Consider the following 25235-nt stretch of genomic DNA (forward strand, 5'->3'; position numbering starts at 1 on the left):
TCAAATCGCCTCTAGTTCGCTCAAAAAGTCACGTAGATCATCAAAGTCTTCCGCGCTGCCCGCACGGAAAGTGGCAGCGGCCTGGACATAGGCACGCAGCGTCTCGGTCTGGAACACTTCGACCAGCGGCACCTCCAGGCCCAACTCGACCTGGACCCGCGACGTGATCTGGATCGCCAGCAAGGAGTGGCCGCCGACTTCGAAGAAGTTGTCATCCAGGCCCACTTGCGGCAGGCGCAGCACTTGGGCCCAGATCGCCGCAATTTGCTGTTCCAGTTCGGTTTCGGGTGCCACATAGCGTTGCTGCATCAGGCTCGCATCCGGCGCGGGCAAGCCTTTGCGGTCGAGTTTGCCGTTGGGGGTCAGCGGCATGTGCGCCAGGAACATGAAGTGCGTGGGCACCATGTAGTCCGGCAGCCGGGCCTTGAGCGCGCGGCGCAAGGTGTCACGGAACTCGACCTGGTTGATCAGCGCCGGATCGGTCGGCACCACATACGCCACCAGTTGCTTGCCGGTCGGCCCTTCCTGCGCCACCACCACGGTTTCACCGACGCTGTCCTGCTCACGCAGACGGGCTTCGATTTCACCCAGCTCGATACGGAAACCACGGATTTTGACTTGGTGGTCGACACGCCCCAGGTAGTCCACCACGCCATCGGGGCGGCCACGGGTCAAGTCGCCGCTGCGGTACACACGGCTGCCGGGTGTGCCGAACGGGTCCGGCACAAACCGCTCGGCGGTCAGCGCCGGACGCTCCAGATAACCGCGCGCCACGCCCTCGCCGCCCAGGTACAACTCACCGGCCACGCCGATCGGTTGCAGGTTCAACTGCGCGTCCAATACGTAGCCGCTGCGGTTGCCCAGCAACGTACCAATCGGCGCGTAGACCGCGCCGCAAGGGTCGCCCTTGCGCGCCTTCCACAGCAGCGGCGTAACCACGGTCTCGGTCGGCCCATAACCGTTGAACAGGTAGGTCGGCTTGAGCGCGCGCCAGGCCAGGTCGTAGCTCGCCTGCGCCACCGCATCCCCCCCAAAGCAATACACGCGCACAGCCGGCGGGTTGCCGTCGCGTTCGGCATGCTCGGCCAGTTGTTGCAGGTACACCGGCGGGAACACCGCCATGGTTACGTTGTGGCGGTGCATTTGCGCGTAGGTGTATTCCGGCAGCCACAGGCTGTCATCGCGGATCAGCACGCTGGCGCCGTTGATCAGCGGGTGCATCCAGCCTTCGTGGGAACCGTCAAAGGCGAAGGACATGAAGTGCAGTTCGCAATCGGCCGGGCCGGTTTCATAGCGTTCGCCGGTGGCGATGATATGCGCCACGAGCGGGCCGTGCGACACCGCAACGCCCTTGGGCAGGCCGGTGGAGCCGGAGGTGTAGATCACGTAGGCGAGGTTGTCGCCGTCGAGTGCGACCGAGGGTGCGGTGTCGCTGTACTCGGCCCAGTCCTCGCTGCGGTCTATCGCCAAGGTGTTCAGCCCTTCAGGGATCGGCAATTGTTGCAACACGCAGGTGTGCGTGAGCAGCAGTTGCGCGCGGCTGTCTTGCATCATGTACAGCAAGCGATCACGCGGGTACTCCACGTCCAGCGGCACATACACGCCGCCGGCTTTGAGCACTGCGAGGAACGCCACCATGATCTCGGCACTGCGCGGCATGGCGATGGCCACGCGCACTTCCGGGCCCACGCCACGGGCGATCAGCGCATGCGCCAGGCGATTGGCCTGGCCATCGAGTTCCCCGTACGTCAGCGTTTGCGCAGCGAATTTTACCGCCACTGCATTCGGGTTTTCCCGGGCACAGTCGGCGACCAACTCGTGCACCAGGCGCTTGGCCGAGTAGCCCGAATCGGTGCAATTCCACAGCTGCAGAATCTGTTGTTGCTCATCAAGGTTGAGCAGGTTCAGTTGCCCGATGGCCTGCTGCTGATCGTCTACCATGCTCTGCAACAGGTTCTGCCAATGCTCGGCCATGCGTTCGATGGTGCGGTGCGCAAACAGATCGGTGGCGTAACTCAGGGATGCACGCAGCGCGTCGCGGGATTCCTCCACATCCAGCGCCAGGTCGAACTGAGCAACGCCTTCATCCCCGCTCAACACCTCGACCTGCAGCCCCGGCAACCGCTGCAAATGATTGCCCGCCGAGGTCACGCGGTGGTTGAACAGCACTTGGAACAAGGGGCTCAGGCTCATGCTGCGTTCCGGCTGCAACGCCTCCACCAGTTGCTCGAACGGCAGGTCTTGATGAGCCTGCGCCTCCAACGACCGCTGGCGCACCTGGCGCAACAGTTGCGCCACGCTCATCTGGCCGTTGAGGTCGGCCTTGAGCACCTGAGTGTTGACGAAGAAGCCAATCAGCCCCTCGGTTTCAAGGCGGTTGCGGTTGGCGATCGGCACCCCGACGCGCACGTCTTCCTGGCCGCTGTAGCGATGCAGCAAGACCTGGTACGCCGCCAGCAACACCATCGGCAAGGTGACGCCGGCTTTGTTCGCAAGGTTGCGCAAGCCGGCCAGCAGCGGAGCTGCCAGTTCAACGCCAAGGCGCGCACCGCGATGGCTTGGCGACGCCGGGCGCTGGTAATCGAACGGTAACTCCAGCACGGGCTGCTCGCCGCCCAACTGCTCACGCCAGTAGGTCAATTGCCGCGCGGTCTCGCCGGCTTCCATCCAGTTGCGCTGCCACAGCGCGTAGTCGGCGTACTGAATCGGCAATGCCGGCAGTTGTGGCGTGCGGCCGACGCTGAAGGCTGCGTACAGTTGCACCAACTCCTCGACCATTAACTGCATCGACCAGCCATCGGAAACGATGTGGTGCTGCACCAGCACCACGACGTGATCGTCCTCGGCCAGGCGCAACAACTTGACCCGTAGCAACGGCCCGCGCAGCAGGTCGAACGGCTGCGCAACCGCCTCGGCGATGTGCACCTTGAGCGCGGCCTCATCAGCGTCGACCCGTTCGATTTCGATCAGGCCCAGGTCTTCGATCACTTGCACGGCGCCGCTGGCGTCCTGGCGCACATGTGTGCGCAGGCTTTCATGGCGCGCCAGCAACGTGTCGAAACTGCGTTGCAGCGCCGCCACGTCCAACGCGCCTTTCAAACGCAGGGCACTGGGGATGTGGTACGCCGAGCTTTGCGGGTCGAGTTGCCAGAGGAACCACTGGCGTTCCTGGGCGTAGGACAGTGGCAAGGGTTGCGTGCGATCGGCCTTGAGCAGCGCCGGCGCCGTGACGCCCGCCGCGCCCAACGCGCGCACGAAATCACCCAGCACGGGCTGTTCGAACAGGGTCTTGAGCGCAACCTCCAGCGCCAGTGCCTGACGTACCCGCGACACCACTCGCGTGGCCAGCAGCGAATGCCCGCCCAGCTCAAAGAAGTGATCGTCCAGGCCCACCTGCGGCAGCTCCAGCACCTGCGCCCAGATGGCCGCGACCTGTTGCTCTCGCTGGCTGACCGGGGCCACCGGCGCTTTCTGCAACACACCGGCATCCAGCTTGGGCAGCGCCTTGCGGTCGAGCTTGCCATTGGGCGTCAAGGGCAGGCTATCAAGGAATACCAAGTGCGCCGGCACCATGTAGTCCGGCAGGCGCTCGCGCAATGCCGCCTTGTACTGGTCACGCAAGCTCGCCTGCTGTTCGGCGGCGAAGGTCACCAGGTAGGCGATCAGGCGGTCGTTGTCGGCCAGCACCACAGCTTCACGCACCGCCGCGAGCTCACGCAGGCACGCCTCGATTTCACCCAGTTCGATACGGAAACCACGCACCTTGACCTGCTGATCGACCCGGCCGATGTACTCAACCACACCGTCGGGGCGATAGCGTGCCAGGTCGCCGCTGCGGTACAGGCGTTCACCCGGTGCACCATACGGGTTGGGCACAAAGCGCTCTGCGGTCAGCGCTGGCCGTTCGTGATAACCACGCGCCAGGCCCGCGCCGCCGATCATCAATTCACCGGCCGCGCCCTGCGGGCAAGGCGTCAGCCCGGCGTTGAGAATAAACAACGACGTGTTGGCAATCGGTCGCCCGACAAAAGGCTGCGCCGCTGACAGACGATGGGCAGCCGACCAGATCGTGGTTTCCGTCGGACCATAGAGATTCCACACGGGCCCCTGCAGATCGAGCAGGCCTTGGGCCAGGTCGACCGGCAGCGCTTCGCCGCCACACAGGCACTTGATGCCCTGCAACCAATGGGCGCGCGGGCTTTCCAGCAACATCCGCCAGGTCGATGGGGTGGCTTGCAGCACGCGGGCGGATTGGTTATGCACCAGATCAATAATCGCCTCCGGGTCGAGGGCCAGTTCCTGGCCGCTGAGCAGCACCGTACCGCCGACGCTCAGCGGCACGTACAGTTCCAGGGCGAAGATGTCGAACGAGAAGGTGGTCAGCGACAGCACCCGCGCGTCGGAGCCAAATTCCAGGCTAGCGGCCATGCCGCAGGCAAAGCTGCACAGCGCCTGATGACGGACCATCACGCCTTTGGGCCTGCCGGTGGAGCCGGAGGTGTAGATCACGTAAGCCAAATGCTCCGGCGTGATAGTCACCTGCGGATCATGCTCGGCACCGCTGGCGTCGACCGCGTCCACCAACAGCACCTGCAGACCGTCCGGTTGCGCCAGGCGACCGTTCAGGTGTGGTTGGGTCAGCAACACCTGGGCGCGGCTGTCTTCCAGCATGAAGGCCAGTCGATCGGCCGGGAACTGCGGGTCGAGCGGCACATAAGCGCCACCGGCCTTGAGGGTCGCTAACAGACCGACCACCATGTCCAGCGAGCGCTCGACATGCACCGCCACCAGCACGTCAGGGCCGACGCCCGCCGCAATCAGGCGATGGGCCAGGCGGTTGGCGCGGCGGTTGAGTTCGCGATAGCTGAGGGCGTCGCCATTGAATTGCAGCGCACTCGCGTCCGGTTGCGCGCGTACTTGGGCCTCGAACAACTGGTGCACGCCGCGCGTGTGCGGGTAATCGACGTGGCTGGCGTTCCAGCTGTGTACGGTCTGTTGCCATTGCTGCGCGCTGAGCATCGGCAGCTCATCCAACGCTTGCGCGGCGTCACTCACCACCGCACGTAACAGGTTCTGCCAATGCTGCGCCAGGCGCTCCACAGTTGCGGGCTCGAACAGGTCGGTCGCGTAGGTCAGTGAGGCCCACAGGCCTTCGGCGGACTCTTCGGTTTCGAGGCTCAAGTCAACCTGTGTGGTGTGGCCTGCCCAATCCAGCGGCTGCAACGCCAGGCCTGGCAAGTGCACAGGGCCGGCACGCAGCGTGTCCTGGTGGTTGAACATCACTTGGAACAGCGGGTTATGGCTGAGGCTGCGTTCCGGTTGCAGCGCTTCGACCAACTGCTCGAAGGGCAGATCCTGATGGGCCTGCGCTTCCAGGGCGCGCTGCTTGACCTGAGCGAGCAATTGGCTGAAGAGCATCTGCCCGTCGACGTCGGCCTGATGCACTTGAGTATTGACGAAGAAGCCGATCAGCCGCTCGGTTTCAAGGCGGTTGCGGTTGGCGATCGGCACGCCGACGCGCAGCCTGGACTGGCCGCTGTAGCGATGCAGCAGGGTCTGGAACGAGGCCAGCAAGAGCATGAACAGTGTCACGCCCTCGCGCTGGGCCAGCGCCTTGAGGTCGTTGACCAGCGCAGGCTCAAGCTGGACCTGCTGCCGCGCGCCGCGATAACGCTGCACCGCCGGGCGCGGGTGGTCCAGCGGCAGCTCCAGCAGCGGATGCTCATCGCCCAGGCGCTGTTGCCAGTAATCGAGCTGGCGTTGTTTTTCACCTGCCGCCATCCAGTTGCGTTGCCACACGGCATAGTCGGCGTACTGGATCGGCAGCGCCGGCAATTGAGCCTGGCCCTGATACAGCGCCACCAGCTCATCCACCATCACGCGCATCGACCAACCGTCGGAGATGATGTGGTGTTGCGTGATGACCAGCACATGGTGATCGGGCGCAATCACCAACAGTTTGACGCGCATCAGCGGGCCGCTGCGCAGGTCGAATGGGCGCTGGATTTCTTGCTCCACACACTGCGGGATCGCAGCGGCCTCTACCCTCGCCTGCTCGACAGGCATGGCCACGGCGGGATGGATCACCTGCCAGGTCTGCTCAGCGTCTTCAACAAACGTGCTGCGCAAAGGTTCATGGCGCAACACCAGCGCCTGGAACGCATGCTCCAGCGCGCGGATATCCAGGTCGCCGCGCAGATGCAGGGCCGTGGGGAGGTGATACGCCGCGCTGGCAGGGTCCAATTGCCACAAAAACCATTGGCGTTCCTGGGCGAACGACAGCGCCATCGGCTGCCCACGCTCCAGGGCCACCAGCGGTGGCGCGCTCTGTTGATGCACACCTGAACACAGCGTGGCGAATGCCTCCAGCGTCGGTTGCTCAAAGAGTGCGCGCAGCGGGACTTCGCACTTCAACGCGTGACGCACCCGGGAAATCACCTGGGTGGCCAACAACGAATGGCCACCGCGTTCGAAGAAGTGGTCCGTGAGGCCCACCTGCTCGACCTGCAACACCGCTTGCCAGATCGTCGCCAGCTGCTTTTGCAGCGGGCTTTGTGGCGCCACATACGCCTGTTGACGCAGGTTCAGGTCGGGCGCGGGCAGCGCACGGCGGTCAAGCTTGCCGTTAGAGTTCAACGGCAACGCGGCGAGCAACACCCAATGGCTTGGCACCATGTAGTCCGGCAGCGCTTGGCGCAGGGTTGCCGCCAGCGATTGCGCATCCAGAGTCTGCCCATGGGCAGGCACTGCATAGGCGACCAATTGCATACCGAGCGCACTCGGCTGGGCGATGACAGCGGCTTCACGCACTTGCGGCAAGGCTTGCAGGCAGGCTTCGATTTCGCCCATTTCGATGCGGTAGCCGCGAATTTTCACCTGATGGTCGCTACGCCCGACGTACTCCAGCGCTCCCGCCTCGTTGTAACGCGCGAGGTCGCCGCTGCGGTACAGCCGCGCGCCCGGCACCCGCGAAAACGGGTCCGGCAGGAAGCGTTCAGCGGTCAATGCCGGACGGTCGAAATAACGCTGGGCCAGGCCCGCCTCGGCGCCAATGCACAATTCGCCGACACCGTCGGTGGCCAGCAGCTCGAACCCGCTGTCGAGCACATACAGCGAGCGACCGGCGATCGCCTGACCAATCGGCACACCGAACGCATCACTGGCATCCGCCAGTTGGCACTCGTGCACGCTGGACACCACAGTTGCCTCGGTCGGCCCGTAGGTGTTGACCAGCCGCACCTCGCCCAACCCCGCCGCGTGCCAGGCGCGCACGCCCTCCACCGACATGGCCTCGCCGCCCACATGCACTTGGCGCAGGTTGCCCAAGGTGCGGCGGTCGAGCGCACATTCCTTGGCCAGCAGGTACCAGTAGGCGGCCGGCAAGTCGGCCAGGGTCACGCCCTGCTCAACGATCTCTTCGGCCAATTGCCCAACGTCCCACGGCTCATCGCCGCGCATGATCACGGCGGCGCCCACACACAGCGGCGGGTAGCACTGTTCGACAAACCCGTCGAAGCTGAACGTCGCAAATTGCAGCACGCGATCTTCGGCACACAGGCGGCTGTACGCCTCGGCGCTGTCGCAGAACTGGCCGAGGGCAGCATGGTCGATGGCCACGCCTTTGGGCTGGCCGGTAGACCCGGAGGTATAGATCACGTAGGCCAGGTCGGCCGCCGCCGCCGAGTTGGCTGGATTGGTCGCAGGGTAGCCGTCCAGCTCTTCACCGGACGCGCTGAACGCCACGCGCAGCAGCCCTTGCGGCAGTGCCAGTTCGGTGAGCAAACCGGTTTGGCTGAGCAACAGGTCGAGGCGACTGTCCGCCAGCATGTAGGCCAAGCGTTCGGCCGGGTATGTGGGGTCCAGCGGCACATAGGCCGCGCCGGTTTTGAGAACCGCCAGCAGGCTGACGATCAACTGCGGGCCACGCCGACTGGCCAGGCCTACCCGTTGGCCCGGCCCGACGCCGAGTTCCACCAGGCGGTGGGCCAGGCGGTTGGCGCGTGCGTTGAGCTGGGCATAGCTCAGCCGTTCACTGCCCGCCTGCACCGCGAGTGCGTCGGGTGTGGCCTGGGCCTGCGCGGCGATGCGCTCGTGCACCCGTTGATGACGCTGGGCGCCGCATACCGATTGGCTAAGTGTGAGCACCTGCTGCTGTGTGGCGGCGTCCAGCAGCTGCAGGTTGCCTAGCGGTACGTGCGCGTCCGCCACCAGTTGCGTCAAAAGATGACGCAGGTTAGCGCCCAACCGGATGACTTGTTGCTGGCTGAAGTGGGCGCGATCGTAGCTGAATTCCAGACGCAGGCTGGCCCCCAGCTCGACGCCCAGGGTCAGCGGGTAGTGAGTGCGCTCATGGTTGTGCAGCCGGCCGAAGGTCAGGCCTGCGGGCGCGCCTTGCTTGAGTGCTTCGGCCACCGGGAAGTTTTCAAACACCAGCAAGGTGTCGAACAACGCCGCGCCTTGCTGACCGGCCCACGCCTGGATGTCGTAGAGCGGCACATGCTCATGGTCGCGCAAGCTGAGGTTCAGGGCTTGCAGCTCACTCAGCCAGGCGCTCGCCGATTGGGCCGGCGAGGCGGCACTGATGATGGGCAAGGTGTTAATGAACAAGCCCAGTTGCTGTTCAATGCCAGGCAACGGCGCTGAACGCCCGGCGACGGTGGCGCCGAACGCTACGCAATCCTGGCCGGTGTAGCGTTGCAGCAACAGGCTCCAGGCCCCTTGCAGCACGGTATTGAGGGTAACTTTTTGGTGGCGGGCAAACTCGCCGAGGGCCTGGGTAAAATCGTTGCCCACTGACACTTGATAGTCAGCCATGCCCACACCGTCGACCGGCGTGCGCAGGGCTTGGGCCAGCAAGGTTGGCGCTTGCAACGGCGCCAGCGCATGTTTCCAGAAGGTCTCGCCGCTGGGTTGCTGTTGCAGCCAGCCCAGGTAATCGCGGAACTGCCCCAGCGGCGCCGGCAACGCCTGGCCTGCATAGTGGGCAATGACTTCAGCGAGCAACTGCGCGTTACTCCAGCCGTCCATCAGGATGTGATGACTGGTGAAGATGAAGTGCCAGCCGGACCCGGCGCCGCGTACCAACATCAAGCGAAACAGCGGCGCGGCGTTTAACTCAAAACCGCGTGAGCGCTCGGCATCGGCCAGTGCATCGACGTCGGCAGCCACGTCTTCGATCACTTGCAATTGCACGTCGACCTGACGCTGGATCACCTGATGGGCACTGTCCAGGCCCAGCCAGTGGAAGCTGCTGCGCAAGATGTCATGCCGGTCCAGCGCCGCTTGCCAGGCACGGCCGAAGGTCAGCAGATCGAGGCCCTCAATATCCAGGCGAAGCTGGTTGATATAGGCCTGCGCCTCGGGCGCATACAACGTGTGGAACAGCATGCCCTGCTGCATCGGCGACAACGGGTAGAGATCAGCGATATCCGGCCCGGCCACGGGCAGCGCATCCAGTTGCTGCTGGGTGAGGCGAGCCAGCGCGAAGTCCGAGGGCGTCACCTGCCCTGCCGGCGTTGCGCAGCAGTGTTCGATCAACGCCTTGAGTTCCGCCGCGTATTCATCCGCCAGATGCTGAATGGTCGCCGGCGTGAACATCTCCCGGCTGAAGCCCCATTGCAGGGACAGCTCCCCGCCGTACACCTGCCCTTCCACCGTCAGCCAATTGGCCAACGGCGCTTCCGGGTCCTGAGCCTGGCCGCTGCTTTGCGCGGCCGGTACGAACAGTGCCGAGTCATTGAACTGGCGGTCGAACTGCCCCAGGTAGTTGAAGGTGATACGCGGCGCGGCCAGGCCTGCCAAGGTGTCGCGCGATTGCGCGTCGCCCAGGTAGCGCAGCAGGCCGTAGCCCACGCCCTTGTCCGGGACCGCACGCAGTTGCTCCTTGATCGACTTGATCGCGCTCGACAGATCGCCATGGGCCTGCAAACGCACAGGGAACAAACTGGTAAACCAACCGACAGTGCGGCTCAGGTCGAGGGTGTCGAACAGGTCTTCGCGACCATGGCCTTCGAGCTGGATCAATGCGCCGGCCTGGCCGCTCCAACGGCTGATCACCCGCACTAACGCGGTCAGTAACAGGTCGTTGACCTGGGTGCGATAGGCCGCCGGTGCATCCTGCAGCAGTTGGCGAGTCTGTTCGGCATCAAGGCGGGTTTCGAGCGTGGCGCCGAGGCGATTTTGCAGGCCACCTTGAGGGTTGTCGCACGGCAGCTCAGCCTCGCAGGCCTGCGCCTGCCAAAACGGCAGTTGGCCCTGGAGGGTACGCGCATGGGCCTGCAACTGCTGCGCCCACTGTTGGTAGCTGCTGGTCTTGGCCGGCAATGCAGCTTGGCGATAAGCCTGTTGCAGGTCTTCGAGCAGGATGCGCCAGGACACGCCGTCGACTGCCAGGTGATGGACCACCAGCAGCAGGCGCTGGGTGCCATCGGCCATCTGCACCAGGGCTGCGCGCAACAGCGGGCCTTGCTCCAGGTCCAGGCTGCGCTGGGCTTCATCACACAGCGCAGCCAGTTCAGCGTCGGTGCTGAGGTTGGCTTGCCACACTGCTGATTGCGTGCTCGGAGCGCCGTGGGCTTGTTGCCAGCCATCGGCGTGCTGCGTAAACCGCAGGCGCAACGCATCGTGATGGTTGACCAGCTGCGCCAGGGCTGCATCCAGCCGAGCAGGCTCCAGCGCCTCGCGCGGGGTGAGCAGCAATGACTGGTTCCAATGGTGGCGGGCCGGGATTGCCTGGGCGAAAAAGCTGTGCTGCACGGGGGTCAGGAGCACTTCGCCGGTCACCGGGCCTTGATCGATAACGCTCGCCTGTTCAAAGCTCGCCACCAGCGCCAGGCTGCGCACGCTCTGGTACTGAAACAGGTCGCGCGGGCTGAGGCGAACCCCCGCTTGCCGGGCGCGGCTGACCACCTGGATGGAGATGATCGAATCGCCACCCAGCTCAAAGAAGTTGTCATCCAGGCCGACTTGCGGCACACCGAGCACATCGCGCCAGATGGCCGACAGGGCTTTTTGCAGTGCGTTCTCAGGGGCGACAAACGCTTGCTGCGGGGCAGCCTCCGGCAGCGGCAGCGCTTTGCGGTCGAGCTTGCCGTTGGCGGTCACCGGCAGTTTGGCCAGGGGCACGAAGTGCGACGGCACCATGTACTCCGGCAAACTGCTGAGCAGCCAGGCCTTGAGGTCCGCGGGTTGTTCGTTCTCGAGTACCAGGTAGGCCACCAATTGTTTACCGCCCGGCACCAGCACCACCGCCTCACGCACCGAGGGATGCTGGATCAAGCGTGTTTCAATTTCGCCCAACTCGATACGCAAGCCGCGCAGCTTGACCTGATGATCAAGACGGCCGAGGTATTCGATCACCCCATCGGCTCGTTGACGCACGCGGTCGCCACTGCGGTAAAGACGCTCACCGTTGACGAACGGGCTCGGCACAAAACGCTCGGACGTCAGCGCCGCGCGGCGGTGATAACTGCGCGCCAGGCCAGTGCCACCCAGGTACAGCTCGCCGGACACACCGGCGGGCACCGGGTTGAGCTCGGCGTCGAGCAGATAGGTGGCGAGGTTGGCGATCGGGCGGCCGATGGGCACGCTGTCGGCACCTTCGTCGACACAGGTCCAGTGGGTGACGTCAATGGCGGCTTCGGTGGGGCCATAAAGGTTGAACAAGCCGGCGTTTGGCAGCTTGGCGAACACCTGCACTTGCGCATCCAGCGGCAAGGCTTCGCCACTGCACACGATACGTTTGAGGCAGGTGCAGGTATGTACGTCTGGCTCGTGGATAAACGCCTGGAGCATCGACGGCACAAAATGCACGGTGGTGATGCCGTGACGGCCAATGGTGTCGATCAGGCGCGCCGGTTCGCGATGTTCGCCAGGCGCAGCGACGACCAGGCGCGCACCCGTCATCAGCGGCCAGAAGAATTCCCAGACCGAGACGTCAAAGCTGAACGGGGTCTTCTGCAGGACCGCGTCGCTGGCATTCAGGCCATAGGCCTGTTGCATCCAGCACAGGCGGTTGACCAAGCCGCGATGGCTGTTGCCGGCCCCCTTGGGTTTGCCGGTGGAGCCGGAGGTGTAGATCACGTAGGCCAGGTTGAGCGCGTGGCTATCCACGGTGGGCGATTCGAGGCTGTAGCCCTCGAGCCAGCCCGGCGCTTGGTCCAGGGCAATCACCTGGAGGCCTGCAGCGGGCAGCACCGCCAACAGGCTGTGCTGGCTGAGCAGCAGCGTGATGCCGCTGTCTTCGATCATGTAGGCGAGGCGTTCCGGCGGGTATTCCGGGTCCAGCGGCACGTAGGCGCCACCCGCCTTGAGGATCGCAAGCAAGCCCACCACCATTTCAACGGAACGCTCGACGCAAACCCCCACCAGCACGTCCGGGCCAACCCCCCGCTCACGCAAGGCATGGGCCAACTGGTTGGCGCGGCCGTCGAGCTGGGCGTAGGTCAACGTGGTGGCGCCAAATACCAACGCTGGCGCGTGCGGAGTACGCTGCACCTGGTCTTCGATCAGTTGATGAATACCCACGTCGGTCGGGTACGTCTCAGCGGTCTGGTTCCAGCGATGCACCAACCTGTGCCGCTCATCGCCATCCAGCATCGGCAGCTCGCCGATACGTTGTTCACCGTCGGCCACCATGGCCTGCAACAGGCTGATCCAGTGCCGGGCCATGCGCGCAATGGAGGGTGCGTCGAACAGGTCGTTCGCGTAGGTCAGCGCGGCGTGCAGGGTGCCGGATTTTTCATAAGTGTCGAGGGTCAGGTCGAACTGCGTGGTACGGCCCTGCCACTCCACAAGTGCGAGCTCCAGGCCGGAAGCGGTACGCACTGAAGCGATGTCCGCGACCACCGGCTGATGGTTGTACATCACCTGGAACAGCGGCGTATGGCTGAGACTGCGCTCGACTTTCAGCGCTTCCACCAGGCGCTCGAATGGCAGCTCCTGATGGTCCTGCGCGCCCAGCGCGTGCGCCCTGATGCTTTGCAATAAGTGGGCAACACGGGTCTGCCCGGTCAGCTGCGTGCGCAGCACCTGGGTGTTGACGAAGAAACCGATCAGCCCTTCGACTTCACTGCGGTTACGGTTGGCAATCGGCACGCCAACCCGTATGTCGCTCTGCCCGGTGTAGCGATGCAACAGCACATTGAAGGCGCCCAGCAGCAGCATGAACAGGGTGACGTTATGCTGTTGCGCGCAGCTGCGCAGTTGCGCAGCCAGGCCCGCGTCGATCGCGAAATTATGCCGCGTGCCCTGGTAGCTGGGCATCGCCGGGCGCGAGCGGTCCGTCGGCAACTCCAGCACCGGATGTTCATCACCAAGACGCGCCTGCCAGTATTCCAGCTGACGCGCCTGCTCGCCTGCCTCCAGCCAGCGACGCTGCCACAGCGCATAGTCGCTGTACTGGATCGGCAACGCCGGCAATTGCGGCGCCTCATTGCGCGCGTGGGCGTCATAGCAACGGATGAATTCGTCGATCAGTACATTCATCGACCAACCGTCGGAGACGATGTGGTGCAGGGTCAGCAGCAGCACGTGTTCCTGCGCGTCGAGCTTGAGCAATTGCACACGCAGCAGCGGACCGTGCTCCAGATCGAAGGGCAGCAGCGATTGACGCGTTGCCGCCTCGTTGACGGCCTGCTCGCGCTGATCGGCGGCCAGGCTGCTGAAGTCCAGAGGTTCGACGGCCAGCGACGGCGTTATCGCCACCTGAGCCAGGCGCCCATCGGCCTGGCGCTGGAACACCGTGCGCAAGGTTTCATGCCGCGCCACCAGGCTGGCGAACGCTTGCTCCAGCGCCCCCAGGTTGAGTTCACCCTTTAGCCGCACGGCCCCGGGCAAGTTGTAGGCAGCGCTGGCCGGGTCCAGTTGCCACAGAAACCACATGCGCTGCTGCGCGTAGGACAGCGCCTGGCGATCCTCCACTGCCACCCCAGCCGGTATCGGAAACCGGGAAAAATCCACGCCTTCTTTCTGCAGGGCTTGCAGGAAAACCTGGCGTTTTTCCAGGGGCAACCCGATAAACCGGCGAGCAAGTTTCAAGGAGTCTTCAGCATTCATTTCTTGGAGTCCGGAGCAATAGGCAGGAAGCACAAAGGCACGTCGTCCCTATAAAACGAACCGGGCGGGGAAAAATTAGCGGGGGGTGGGGGGGCGTGGAGCGAGGTGTCATCAGGGGTTACATCAATCCTGGGAAAGCGACACAAAACCGAGCTAGCATTGACGGACACCACTTTTTGCAACTACATTTAGTTACACGCAGGGATCGCCGTGTCAAAAAATGAAAAGCTGCTCGCCAAACTGCTCAACGAGCACATGGCCTTTACCTGGCCAGAGCTCGTAACGCTGCTGCATCGCTTGGGCTACACACAGATTGAAGGGGCTGGAAGCCGCGTCAAGTTCGACATCGGCGACCCCAGTGCAATGATCAGCTTGCACAAGCCTCACCCCGGCAACGAACTGAAACACTACATTCGGCGCCAGATCATCGAACAATTGAAATCAGGAGAACTGATTCAGTGAACAACCAACTGAAATACAACGGCTACATCGGCTCTATCGAAGCCAGCCTCGAAGACAACTGCCTGTTCGGCAAGATTCTGTTTATCAAGGCGCTGGTCAGTTACGAAGGGAAAACCGTCGCAGAGTTGGACGCTGCGTTCCGTGAGGCCGTCGATGACTACCTCGCGACATGCCACGCGCTGGGGCAAACGCCAGAGAAGCCTTGCAAGGGCTCATTCAACGTACGGGTCGGCCATGACCTGCACTTGGCAGCGGCACTGGCGGCCACACGTAAAAAAGTCACGCTCAATGACCTGACACGCCAGGCGTTGAATGAGTTTTTGCAACATCACTGCGCAGAACCGCTATCGGTGCTCGGTTGACGGTCCCAACCGCCGATACCCCAGCGCAGCGGCGCCCAACACAATTGCACCGGCCGCCAACGCCACCCAAAACCCGCTGGTAGCGCCGAAATGATCAATCATCCAACCGGAGCTGGCAGCGCCAATGGCCACGCCGATGCTCAGGCCGGTGATCAGCCAGGTCATGCCTTCGGTCAGGCGGCTGGGTGGCACGACCTGCTCGACCAGGGCCATGGAGACGATCAGGGTCGGGGCGAAGAACAAACCGGAAACAAAGATCGCTACCGCCAACCCGGTGATATTGGTCACCAGCAGTAACGGTAAAGTGGTCAACGCGGTTGCCACGCCGCAGAACAGAAACTGGCGGGGCAACGGCGCCTTGAGCTTGAGGGTGCCAAATGCCAAGCCCGCCAGACACGAACCGATGGCATATACCGACAGCACGATGCTTGCCGCCGCCGGTTGGCCCTGGTGCTGGGCGAACGCCACGCTGACCACGTCCACGACGCCGACGATCACGCCCATGGCCAGCAGCAGGATCATCAGGATCAGCACCGAAGGCGAAGCGATCAGCCAACCGCCGTGATGCGTGGTGTGCGCATGCACAGGGGGTTCTGTCGCGCGTTGCAGCACGAAGGTCGTGACCCCCACGGCCAGCAACACGGCTGCGGCCAACGGCCCGGCCTCCGGAAAAAGCACGACACACAGGCCTACCGAGATCGGCGGGCCGATGATAAAGCACACCTCATCCAGCACCGACTCCAGGGCAAACGCGGTTTGCAGCCTCGGCTGACCGCGCAACAACGCGGTCCAACGTGCCCGCACCATGGCCGACATGTTCGGCATACAGCCGGCCAGGGCGGCGAACAGGAACAAGGTCCAGTTCGGCGCCTGCAAGCGCGTGCACAGCAACAACAGCAACAACGCCCCGCCACCGATCATTGCGGCGATCGGCAGTACCTTGCCCTGGCTGTGCCGGTCTACCAGCCGCGACACCTGCGGCGCGCAAAACGCCGTTGCCAGGGCGAACACCGCCGCCACCGCGCCCGCCAGGCCATAGCCACCCTGTACTTGCGAAAGCATGGTAATCAGGCCGATACCGGTCATCGATATCGGCATGCGCGCCAGCATGCCCGCCAAGACAAAAGCCCTGCTACCTGGGACCTGGAATAACTCGGCATAGGGATTTGCCATCCTGCTTAACCTCTTCCTTTGCGCCTTCAAACTTGCTATCTGCAGTGATCGAGGCAAAATACATACGGTGCGTATGTGGCAGAGCATGCGTAACATACGCAGCGTATGTCAATCACTCAACAGCCCAAGGCGAGCCTTATCGATGAGCCGAGCCCGTACCGAAATGATCGAAGAAACCCGCGCCCGGCTGATCGCCAGTGCCCGCGAGGCCTTCGCCACGCAAGGGTACGCCAACACGTCGATGGATGATTTTACCGCGCGCGCCGGCCTGACTCGCGGCGCGTTGTACCACCACTTCGGTGACAAGAAAGGTGTGTTGGCCGCGGTGGTCGCGCAACTCGACAGTGAGATGGACGCACGCTTGCAGCACATCACCGAACAGGCCCAGGACCCCTGGCGCGGTTTTTGTGATCGCTGCCAAGCCTATCTGCGCATGGCCCAGGAGGGCGAGATCCAACGCATTGTGTTGCAGGATGCGCCCGCCGTATTAGGCGACACCGGGTCCCAACACCATTGTGTGGAGTCGTTGCGCCAATTGCTGGAGGCGTTGATGCAGACCGGTGCCATCCTGCAAGCCCCCAGCGTCGCGCTGGCTCAATTGATCAATGGCAGCCTGGTCAATACCGCGTTGTGGATCGCCCGCGATGAACACCCGGGCGAACGCCTGGAAGAAGGCCTGCTGGGCCTGGAGCTTTTGCTGCAAGGCCTGAGGCAGCCGATCAGACTAACCGTTTGATCTGCTTGTGCCGCCATACCAGCCGATAATAGGCGGTCTGCAGCACGAGCATCGCCAGATACGTCACCGGAAACGCCATCCATACCCCTTCGAGGCCGAAGTGCGCATTGAACAGGTACGCCATCGGCAGCTCCACGCAGAGTACGCAAAAGATCGAAATCGCGACCGGCATCAACACCACGCCGCTGGCGCGCATGATCCCGCCGATCACGGCCTGGAAGCCAAATACCAGAACGCTCCACAGCATGATATGCAGCAAGTGCTCAGCCTTGATCCGCGCTGCGTCGTCAGTGATGAACAGGCCCAGCAGCCAGTGCGACAGCAGGTAACCGAGCAGAATCAGGCCGCCGGTGAGGCAAATGTTGATCAACAACCCGGTGCGCAGGATCGGCCCGATGCGCTCCAGGCGCCCGGCGCCAATCGCCTGTGCGCCGAGGATCGATGCCGTTATCGCAATCGACAGCGCCGGGAATTGCACATAGTTGACGATCTGCGTCACCGCACCATAGGCCGCTGTAGCCTGGGAGCCATGACTGTTGACCAAGGCCAGAATGACCAGCTCCGACAGCGACAGCACCACCATCTGTAAACCGGTCGGTAAGCCGATACGCAGGACTTTGCCGAGGATGACCCGGTCCAGGCGCAATGCCGCAAACAGTTCACGGTCCGGCGCCATCACATGGTGTTTATGGCGCAGGCGCAGGATCAGAAACAGCATGGCCAAGGCATTACCGACCAGGCCCGCATACACCGCACTCTGGATGCCCATGGGTGGCAGGCCGATCCAGCCGCGAATCAGCGCCGGCGTCAGCAGCAGGCCGACCAGGGTCGAGACCATCAGCGCCAGCAGCGGTGAAATCGTGTCGCTGACGCCGCGCAGTAGCTGGGTGTAGAGGATGAAGACCAACAGCAGCGGCATGATCAGCATCATTGCCTGGGCATACCCCACCGCATCGTCGAGTACGTCGACCGGTGTCCCTAACGCCTGCAATGCCGGGCGCGCGAACAAACTCCCGAGAACTGCCGCGATCAACCCCACCAGCGCTCCGAGTGTCAGGGTTGCACCGGTAATCACCTTGACCAGCCCCGTTTCCTGGGCGCCCCACGCCTGGCCGATCAGCACCGAAGCCCCTGCCCCGAGGCCTATCACCAAGGCAATAAAGAAAAACACGATGGGGAACATTCCCGACACCGCCGCCAACGCCTGGGTGCCCAGCATTTGCCCAACATAGATGCCGTTGAGGGTGCCGGAGAAGCTTTGCAGAAAGTTGGACAGCACCATCGGTGCCAGAAAAATCAGGTAGATCTGCCACAGCGGCCGTTGTTGAGTAACTTGCATGGTGGTTCGAGTCCCGGAATTATTGTTAGACGGGGAAAGCATTGCGCGACAGCCAGGCCAGGTAAGTCTGCACGTCTACCGGCCAATGCGCGACCTTGCGCGAAAAGTCGGCCGCATCCTCAGCGAACAGCGCGCGTGAAGCGTCTTCAAAACCCGGCAAGTTACCGCCGATGGCGCTCATGAAACGGTAGCTGGCCTCTTTGGCCTGGCGCAGTTGATCACGGGAGGCGCTGGCGGTGCGCGCCTCATCCACCAACCGGCGTAAGGCCGCTGAAGCGCCACCGCGTTGCTCGCCCAGCCACGCCCAATGGCGAGGCAGCAAAGTGACCTCCCGCGCGACCACGCCCAGCTTTGGGCGACCGACCGAGGGGGCGGTGGGCGGCTCGTCATCGGTTTCAGCCTGGGCCGGTTGCTCTGGCGCGTAACCGAGTGGCCACGGGTAATCGACCTGGGTGCCGGTAGCGTCGTCGAACACCAGGAAGCTGCCCATCGGCAGATCAAGGCCTGCCAAAACAGTCGCCACCTCGGGATAACTACCGGTGGCCACGCGCTGCTGGCGGACAAAAGCGGTGCAACGGGGAGTGTTTTGCGTCGACATCAATTATTATCCGGGTGTTATTTGTTTTACCCGGATCATATTAGGCGTCATTTTCCAGCGTGCAAGGCGATTGTCGTGAAACATGCAAACGCTCGCCGTGCAGCGTCGCGCGCATCCTTTGCACCGTGGGGTCACTGAGCAAGCACTCGGCAATCGCCGGTTCCAGTTCTACCCGCAGGCGTCGGCCCAGCGCGCGTGCGCCAAACCGTGCATCGTGCCGGCGACACAGCCACATTCTCGCCGGCGCATCCACGCTTAACGAGCGCTGATGCGCCGCCAAGCGTTGGTTGAGTTTCTCAAGCTCCACCTCCAACAGCGCGTCCAGCCAGCGGCTGTCGATAGGTTCGAACATCAGGATGCGGTCGATACGGTTGAGAAACTCGGGTTCGAAGTGGCTGTGCAACGCGTCTTCCAGCACCGCCGCCTCATTCCGCACAAAGACGCGCAGCAAGCGCCGCCAGCCCTGGGCAAACCGCTGACGATGACGACGTGCCTGTGGCGCGCCGATATTGCTGGTCATGAAGATCAGGCTGTTGCGAAAGTCCAGGGTGCGCGTGCCACCGGCCAACGTCAGCTGACCGTTTTCCAGAATGCCGAGCAAGCTGCGCACCACTTCCTGGCTGGCTTTCTCCAGTTCATCGAACAACACGATACCGGGGCGACTGTAGGTGCCTTGGATCAACTCGCTGTTGAACAGGCTGATGCCTTCCTTGCTGCCTACATACCCCGGTGGCGCGCCAGTGAGCGCGGCGGCGTAATGTTCCTGGGCCAGGGTGTGCATGTCGATCCGGCAAAAGCCGTCGGTGCGACCGTGCAACGCCTGGGCAAGCAGGCGCACGATTTCAGTTTTGCCGACGCCGGTCGGCCCCATGAACAAGTTGACGCTCAAGGGGCGGTCACGCTCACCGATATCAGCCTTGACCACCCTGAGCAAGCGCTCAACCTCGGCCAGCGCGGCCTCCTGCCCAACAATACGGCTACGCAGCAACGCCATCACCTGGGCCGGTTCAAAGGTAAAGCGCATGCCCTACCCCGCTGTTTTTTCTGTCCCGCCATGGGGCAACTGCCCCACCGGGCACTCGGCGACGCCCAGCGTGCTGCGGGTGATTTTCTCGACGTTCTCCTGGGCTTTTTGCGCGTCCAGCACCCAGGTGCGGTAGAACTCGAAGGGGCAGTCGGCCACCCCCTTGTCGCCATCGCCAGAGGCATGCATACCGGTGTAGCCACGGTGCAACAGCTTGAACAAGTGATTCTGCGACTGGTCGTTGGCCCGCGCATCACGGATCTGTGACACAGAAAGCTGGGCGTACTGAATGCCCATCTCTTCCTCGCCGCACTCGCCCAATGTGCGCCCATCAAAGCCGATGATCGCTGAGTGACCGAAGTACGAATACACCCCGTCGAACCCTGCCGCATTCGCCACCGCCACGTAGCAGTTATTCGCCCAGGCCATGCTCTTGGACATCTGCACCTGCTGCTCCTTGGCCGGGTACATGTAGCCCTGGCAGCGCACGATCAATTCGGCGCCCTTCATCGCACAGTCGCGCCAGATCTCCGGGTAATTGCCGTCGTCGCAGATGATCAGGCTGATCTTCATGCCTTTGGGCCCCTCGCACACATAGGTGCGATCCCCCGGATACCAGCCTTCGATAGGGCACCAGGGAATGCACTTGCGGTAACGCTGCACGATTTCGCCGAGGTTATTGATCAGCACCAAGGTGTTGTAAGGCGCCTTGCGGGGGTGTTCTTCGTGACGCTCACCGGTCAGGGAAAACACGCCCCACGTATTGGCCTGACGGCACGCCGCCGAGAAAATCGCCGTCTCTTCGCCGGGAATACTCGCGGCGGTGGCCATCATCTCGTCGTGGTCGTACATGATGCCCATGGTGCTGTATTCCGGGAACACCACCAGGTCCATGCCTGGCAGGCCCTGCTTCATGCCGAGAATAATCTCGGCAATTTTCTGCGCGTTATCGATCACCTCGGCCTTGGCGTGCAGGCGCGGCATCTTGTAGTTCACCACCGCGACACCGACGGTGTCCGGGCTGCTGGAAATATCGCCATGACGCATAACAACACTCCTGGTCTAGTGACTGATCATCCACGGCCGTGGCCCGGTCCGGGTCTTGAGGCCCAACGGGTTAGCCTTACTCGGTTCCACCGGCTTGCTGGTACCGCAGCAGCTGCAACCCGCGGGGTGCCGTCGGCTTTCCTGGTACTCACCGACGGTTTGCGGCGCGTGGGCGCTGCGTTCGTTGCCGGCGATCGCCTTGCGCTGGTTGGCCGACAGGGTCTGCAACGCCGGCGCCGACACCCTCAGTTGCCCGCCCGGCCCGTCACAGTAGGGGCACTGGCTGGGTGCGTGGCGCTGGGCGATTGGCCGCAGCAGGGTGAACGTGCCGCACGCTGGACAAGCGTATTCGTAGGTCGGCATGGCTACAGGTCCGGGGCGATGGGCAGATCGATACTGCCGTCGAGGAATTTCGTCGGCCCGTTGGCGTTGGGGTTGATGTCGAACTCGAAGATTTCCGTCGGCAACCACAAGGTGGCGCAAGCGTTTGGAATGTCCACCACGCCGCTGATGTGCCCCTGCACCGGCGCCGATCCGAGCAATGCGTAACCCTGGGCCGGCGAGTAGCCGAACTTGGTCAGGTAGTTGATCGCATTCAGGCAGGCCTGACGGTAGGCGACGTTGACGTCCAGGTAGTGCTGCTGGCCTTGCTCGTCCACCGAGATGCCTTCGAAGATCAGATAGTTCTTGTAGTTCGGAGTGATCGGGCTCGGTTTGAATACCGGGTTCTTGATCCCGTACTTGGCCATGCCGCCCTTGATCAGCTCGACTTTCATATGCACCCAGCCGGCCATTTCGATGGCGCCGCAAAAGGTGATTTCGCCGTCGCCCTGGCTGAAGTGCAAGTCACCCACCGACAACCCGGCACCGTTGACATAGACCGGAAAGAAGATCTTCGAACCGCGGGACAAATCCTTGATATCGCAGTTACCGCCATGTTCACGCGGCGGCACTGTGCGTGCGCCGGTCGCAGCGGCGGCATCGCGCGCCGGGCCCTTGAGCTTGCCCATATGCGCGGTGGCCGCCAGCGGCGCATTCGCCAGCGGCGGCACGCGGGTCGGGTCGGTGTCGATCAATTGCTGCTCGCGGCGGTTCCAGTCGGCGAGCATCACCGGGTCGGGCAGGCACCCGATCAGGCCGGGATGGATCAGGCCGGCAAAGTTAACCCCCGGAATGTGCCGCGAGCTAGTGAACATGCCCTTGAAGTCCCAGATGGCTTTTTGCGCGCTGGGGAAATGATCGGTGAGGAAACCACCGCCGTTCTGCCGCGAGAAGAAACCGTTGAAGCCCCACTGCGAATCGGCCTTGGCGCCGATGTCGAGCAAGTCCACCACCAGCAGGTCGCCCGGCTCGGCGCCGTGCACACCCACCGGGCCGGAGAGGTAATGCACGGTGGACAGGTCCACATCACGCACATCGCTGGCGTCGTCGTTGTTCTTGATCGCACCGGCGGTCCAGTCGTAGGTCTCCAGGATGAAGTCATCGCCGGGCTTGACCCAACAGGCCATCGGGATATCCGGGTGCCAGCGGTTATGGATATTTTCGTTTTCGGTGACAGGCTGGTTGAGGTCGACTTTGATCAGCGTTTCGGTCATGGACTGGCTCCTGGACGGATGGCGTGGTGCGTTCGATCCAGTCTCGTGGAGCCGGGGGAAACGGGGAATACGTTGGATGACGTATGAGTTTTTCAGAGCGGACGCAGAACGACTGTGGGAGCGGGCTTGCCCGCGAATACGGTGTGTCAGTTAACAGAGATGTCGACTGGCACACCCTATTCGCGGGCTTGCTCGCTCCCACATTTGATCGGTATTGATTAGACGGACAGGTAGCGGCTGATGATCGCCTCGTCCACCCGATCCCGGGTTTCTTCGATCACGAAGCGGCCCTTTTCAATCACCAGGAATCGGTCGGCGATTTCCAGGGTGAACGACAACACCTGCTCGGACACCACAATGGTCAAGTCCCGCAGGTTGCGAATCTCTTTCAACGTGCGCGCAATGTCCTTGATGATCGACGGCTGAATCCCCTCCGTAGGCTCATCCAGCAACAACACCTTGGGGTTGGTCGCCAGCGCTCGCGCAATCGCCAACTGCTGTTGTTGCCCACCCGAGAGGTTGCCGCCTTTGCGCGACTGCATGTCATGCAACACCGGGAACAACGCATACAAGTCCTCTGGCACCCTGCCCCGCGCGGACGCCGGCAAACCGGTCTGGATATTTTCCAGCACCGTCATGCTCGGGAAAATCATGCGCCCCTGGGGCACATAGGCGATACCGCGCGCCACCCGCTCGTGGGTTTCCAGCGCCGACACATCGTGCCCGTCCACGCTGACCTGGCCTTTCCACTGCGGCAGGATGCCCATCAGGCTTTTGAACAGGGTGGTCTTGCCCATGCCGTTGCGGCCCATCACCGCGACGATTTCACGCTTGGCCACGTTCAGGTCCAGGTCGTGGAGGATCTGGCTCTGGCCGTAGCCGCAGGACAACTGGTCAATCTTGAACATGCCGGATTCCTCAGTGGCCCAAATACACTTCGATAACTTTAGGGTTGTTTTGCACCGACTCCATGCTGCCCTCGGCCAGCACCTTGCCCTGGTGCAGCACCGTAACTTTGTGGGCAATGCTTTTGACGAATTCCATGTCGTGCTCGATCACCAGCACCGAACGCCCCTGGCTGATGCGTTTGAGCAGCTCGGCGGTTTGCGCGCGCTCGTTGACGCTCATGCCCGCCACCGGCTCATCGAGCATCAACAACTCGGGGTCTTGCATCAGCAGCATGCCGATTTCCAGCCACTGCTTTTGCCCATGGGACAAGAGGTCGGCCTGTTGCTGCAGCAAATCGCCAAGGAAGATCTCCCGCGCCACCTCTTCCACCCGCGCGATCACTTGCGCGTTGCGCTTGAAAAACAGTGCGCCCCAAACCTTGCGGCCGGCGGGATAAGACATCTCAAGGTTCTCAAACACCGTGAGGTTTTCGTAGATCGACGGGTTCTGAAATTTACGCCCCACCCCAGCGCGCACAATGTTGTACTCGCGCATCCTGGTCAGTTCCTGGCCGTCAAACTGGATGCTGCCGCTGGTGGCGCGGGTCTTGCCGCAGATCAGGTCGAGCACGGTGGTTTTGCCGGCGCCATTGGGGCCGATCACCACGCGCACTTCGTTACGGTCGATATACAGGTTGAGGTTGTCGACCGCCTTGAAGCCGTCGAACGACACCGTGAGGCCTTCAATAGCCAGCACCGGTTTATTCATTTCAAAGCCGACGGCGGTCATGGCTGGGTCTCCAGGATTTTGCTTTCGGTCTTGGGTTTGGCCACGGCTGCGGCGGCTTTCACCACCGGTTTGCGCCGTAGCAATGTCGCCAGAGCCTGGCGTCCATGGCTCTCCCACAAACCGGCCAAACCGTTGGGAAAGTACATGACCACGGCGATAAACAGCCCGCCCATCAGGTACAGCCACAGTTCCGGGAAGGACTCGGAAAAGTAGGTCTTGCCGTAGTTCACCAAGAGCGCGCCATACACCGCGCCGAGCAACGACATGCGCCCGCCCACAGCAGCGAAGATCACCATCTCGATCGACGGCACGATGCCGACGAACGACGGCGACATAAAGCCCACCTGCAAGGCAAACATCGCCCCGCCAATCGCCGAGAACGCGGCAGCCACACAGAACACGAAGATCTTGAAGCTGGCCACGTCATAGCCGGAGAAGCGCACACGCTCCTCTTTGTCGCGCATGGCCATCAGCAGCCGGCCGAGCTTGGACGCCAGAATGAAGCGGCCCATAAAGATGCAGCCGAACAGCAAACCGGCGTTGATGAAATACAGGATCATTTTCGCGCTGTCGGTGCGCAGGTCCCAGCCGAGCAGGGTCTTGAGGTCGGTGATGCCGTTGACGCCGCCCGTCAGGCCTTGCTGGCCGACGATCAGCACCGTGAGGATCAGCGCAATCGCCTGGGTAACGATGGAAAAATACACATCGCCCACGCGGCGCTTGAACAGCGCCATGCCGATAATGAAGGCCAGCAGCACCGGCACCGCAATCACCGCCACCAGGGTAAAGCTGAAACTGTGGAACGGCTGCCACAGCCAAGGCAACTCGGTGATCTGGTTCCAGTCCATGAAGTCCGGAATGCCCGGCGTGGATTGGATCTTGGTGCTTTCGGGGTCCGAGGCTTCCAGCTTGAGGAACATCGCCATGCAGTAGCCACCCACTCCGAAGAACACGCCCTGCCCCAGGCTGAGAATCCCGCCATAGCCCCAGCACAGCACCAGCCCCACCGCGACGAACGCGTAGGTCAGGTACTTGCCGACCATGTTCAGGCGAAACGCATCCAGGGTCAGGGGAAATACCACCAGGATCAGCAGCGCCAACAGCACAATGCCGATCAGGTTTTGCTGGCCGCCCAGCAGCTTGTCTAAAGCCTTCATCTGCTCGCCT

Annotated in this window: 14 protein-coding genes; 3 read left to right on the forward strand and 11 right to left on the reverse strand. The window is 62.8% G+C overall.

What is annotated here, in order from left to right:
- Window positions 1–14055 (reverse strand): non-ribosomal peptide synthase/polyketide synthase, encoded by a 14055-nt coding sequence (locus CPH89_RS27320; RefSeq protein WP_053256593.1) that lies wholly within the window; start codon window positions 14053–14055, stop codon window positions 1–3.
- 210 nt (window positions 14056–14265) lie between these two features.
- Here CPH89_RS27320 and CPH89_RS27325 point away from each other — a divergent pair, with 210 nt between their 5' ends.
- Window positions 14266–14517, forward strand: coding sequence for a type II toxin-antitoxin system HicA family toxin (locus tag CPH89_RS27325; RefSeq protein WP_053256594.1), 252 nt, complete (start codon window positions 14266–14268; stop codon window positions 14515–14517).
- Window positions 14514–14879, forward strand: coding sequence for a type II toxin-antitoxin system HicB family antitoxin (locus CPH89_RS27330; RefSeq protein ID WP_053256595.1), 366 nt, complete (start codon window positions 14514–14516; stop codon window positions 14877–14879). Before CPH89_RS27325 ends, CPH89_RS27330 begins: the two co-directional genes overlap by 4 nt.
- On the opposite strand, the gene CPH89_RS27335 is transcribed toward CPH89_RS27330, so the two are convergent.
- Window positions 14862–16052: an MFS transporter gene (locus CPH89_RS27335; RefSeq protein ID WP_053256596.1), complete on the reverse strand. Its 1191-nt coding sequence runs from the start codon at window positions 16050–16052 to the stop codon at window positions 14862–14864. The two genes, CPH89_RS27330 and CPH89_RS27335, sit on opposite strands and share 18 nt — an antisense overlap.
- A 142-nt stretch (window positions 16053–16194) precedes the next feature.
- Between CPH89_RS27335 and CPH89_RS27340 the strand changes: the two genes are divergently transcribed.
- Complete coding sequence (locus CPH89_RS27340; protein ID WP_053256597.1) at window positions 16195–16788, forward strand: TetR/AcrR family transcriptional regulator; 594 nt, start codon at window positions 16195–16197, stop codon at window positions 16786–16788.
- Here the strand turns inward: CPH89_RS27340 and CPH89_RS27345 are convergent.
- The 9 genes from CPH89_RS27345 to urtC form a co-directional block, all read right to left on the reverse strand.
- A complete protein-coding gene (locus CPH89_RS27345; protein ID WP_053256598.1) occupies window positions 16772–18127 on the reverse strand; it encodes an MATE family efflux transporter in 1356 nt (451 codons plus the stop codon). The genes CPH89_RS27340 and CPH89_RS27345 overlap by 17 nt on opposite strands.
- 25 nt (window positions 18128–18152) lie before the next feature.
- Window positions 18153–18725 carry a DUF2239 family protein gene (locus tag CPH89_RS27350; protein ID WP_053256599.1) on the reverse strand — a complete coding sequence of 191 codons (573 nt, stop codon included), beginning with the start codon at window positions 18723–18725 and terminating at the stop codon, window positions 18153–18155.
- A gap of 40 nt (window positions 18726–18765) precedes the next feature.
- On the reverse strand, window positions 18766–19749 hold the full coding sequence (locus CPH89_RS27355; protein WP_053256600.1) for an AAA family ATPase: 984 nt from the start codon (window positions 19747–19749) through the stop codon (window positions 18766–18768).
- A gap of 3 nt (window positions 19750–19752) precedes the next feature.
- Complete coding sequence (locus CPH89_RS27360) at window positions 19753–20796, reverse strand: aliphatic amidase (protein WP_053256601.1); 1044 nt, start codon at window positions 20794–20796, stop codon at window positions 19753–19755.
- 15 nt (window positions 20797–20811) lie between these two features.
- Window positions 20812–21159, reverse strand: coding sequence for an FmdB family zinc ribbon protein (locus tag CPH89_RS27365; RefSeq protein ID WP_053256602.1), 348 nt, complete (start codon window positions 21157–21159; stop codon window positions 20812–20814).
- A gap of 2 nt (window positions 21160–21161) precedes the next feature.
- Window positions 21162–22391 carry a formamidase gene (gene fmdA, locus CPH89_RS27370; RefSeq protein ID WP_053256603.1) on the reverse strand — a complete coding sequence of 410 codons (1230 nt, stop codon included), beginning with the start codon at window positions 22389–22391 and terminating at the stop codon, window positions 21162–21164.
- A gap of 218 nt (window positions 22392–22609) precedes the next feature.
- A complete protein-coding gene (urtE, locus tag CPH89_RS27375; RefSeq protein ID WP_053256604.1) occupies window positions 22610–23299 on the reverse strand; it encodes an urea ABC transporter ATP-binding subunit UrtE in 690 nt (229 codons plus the stop codon).
- A gap of 10 nt (window positions 23300–23309) precedes the next feature.
- Complete coding sequence (urtD, locus tag CPH89_RS27380; RefSeq protein ID WP_053256605.1) at window positions 23310–24068, reverse strand: urea ABC transporter ATP-binding protein UrtD; 759 nt, start codon at window positions 24066–24068, stop codon at window positions 23310–23312.
- Window positions 24065–25225 carry an urea ABC transporter permease subunit UrtC gene (gene urtC / locus CPH89_RS27385; RefSeq protein WP_053256606.1) on the reverse strand — a complete coding sequence of 387 codons (1161 nt, stop codon included), beginning with the start codon at window positions 25223–25225 and terminating at the stop codon, window positions 24065–24067. Before urtC ends, urtD begins: the two co-directional genes overlap by 4 nt.
- Window positions 25226–25235 lie beyond the last annotated feature (10 nt).

This window comes from Pseudomonas fluorescens, from assembly GCF_900215245.1.
Taxonomy (GTDB): Bacteria; Pseudomonadota; Gammaproteobacteria; order Pseudomonadales; family Pseudomonadaceae; genus Aquipseudomonas; species Aquipseudomonas fluorescens.

What these genes read in the sequence shown, in the direction of transcription:
- CPH89_RS27320 (WP_053256593.1), bottom strand. Translation starts at nt 14,055, where the DNA reads ATGAATGCTGAAGACTCCTTGAAACTTGCTCGCCGGTTTATCGGGTTG.
- CPH89_RS27335 (WP_053256596.1), bottom strand. Translation starts at nt 16,052, where the DNA reads ATGGCAAATCCCTATGCCGAGTTATTCCAGGTCCCAGGTAGCAGGGCT.
- CPH89_RS27340 (WP_053256597.1), top strand. Translation starts at nt 16,195, where the DNA reads ATGAGCCGAGCCCGTACCGAAATGATCGAAGAAACCCGCGCCCGGCTG.
- CPH89_RS27345 (WP_053256598.1), bottom strand. Translation starts at nt 18,127, where the DNA reads ATGCAAGTTACTCAACAACGGCCGCTGTGGCAGATCTACCTGATTTTT.
- CPH89_RS27350 (WP_053256599.1), bottom strand. Translation starts at nt 18,725, where the DNA reads ATGTCGACGCAAAACACTCCCCGTTGCACCGCTTTTGTCCGCCAGCAG.
- CPH89_RS27355 (WP_053256600.1), bottom strand. Translation starts at nt 19,749, where the DNA reads ATGCGCTTTACCTTTGAACCGGCCCAGGTGATGGCGTTGCTGCGTAGC.
- CPH89_RS27360 (WP_053256601.1), bottom strand. Translation starts at nt 20,796, where the DNA reads ATGCGTCATGGCGATATTTCCAGCAGCCCGGACACCGTCGGTGTCGCG.
- CPH89_RS27365 (WP_053256602.1), bottom strand. Translation starts at nt 21,159, where the DNA reads ATGCCGACCTACGAATACGCTTGTCCAGCGTGCGGCACGTTCACCCTG.
- fmdA (WP_053256603.1), bottom strand. Translation starts at nt 22,391, where the DNA reads ATGACCGAAACGCTGATCAAAGTCGACCTCAACCAGCCTGTCACCGAA.
- urtE (WP_053256604.1), bottom strand. Translation starts at nt 23,299, where the DNA reads ATGTTCAAGATTGACCAGTTGTCCTGCGGCTACGGCCAGAGCCAGATC.
- urtD (WP_053256605.1), bottom strand. Translation starts at nt 24,068, where the DNA reads ATGACCGCCGTCGGCTTTGAAATGAATAAACCGGTGCTGGCTATTGAA.
- urtC (WP_053256606.1), bottom strand. Translation starts at nt 25,225, where the DNA reads ATGAAGGCTTTAGACAAGCTGCTGGGCGGCCAGCAAAACCTGATCGGC.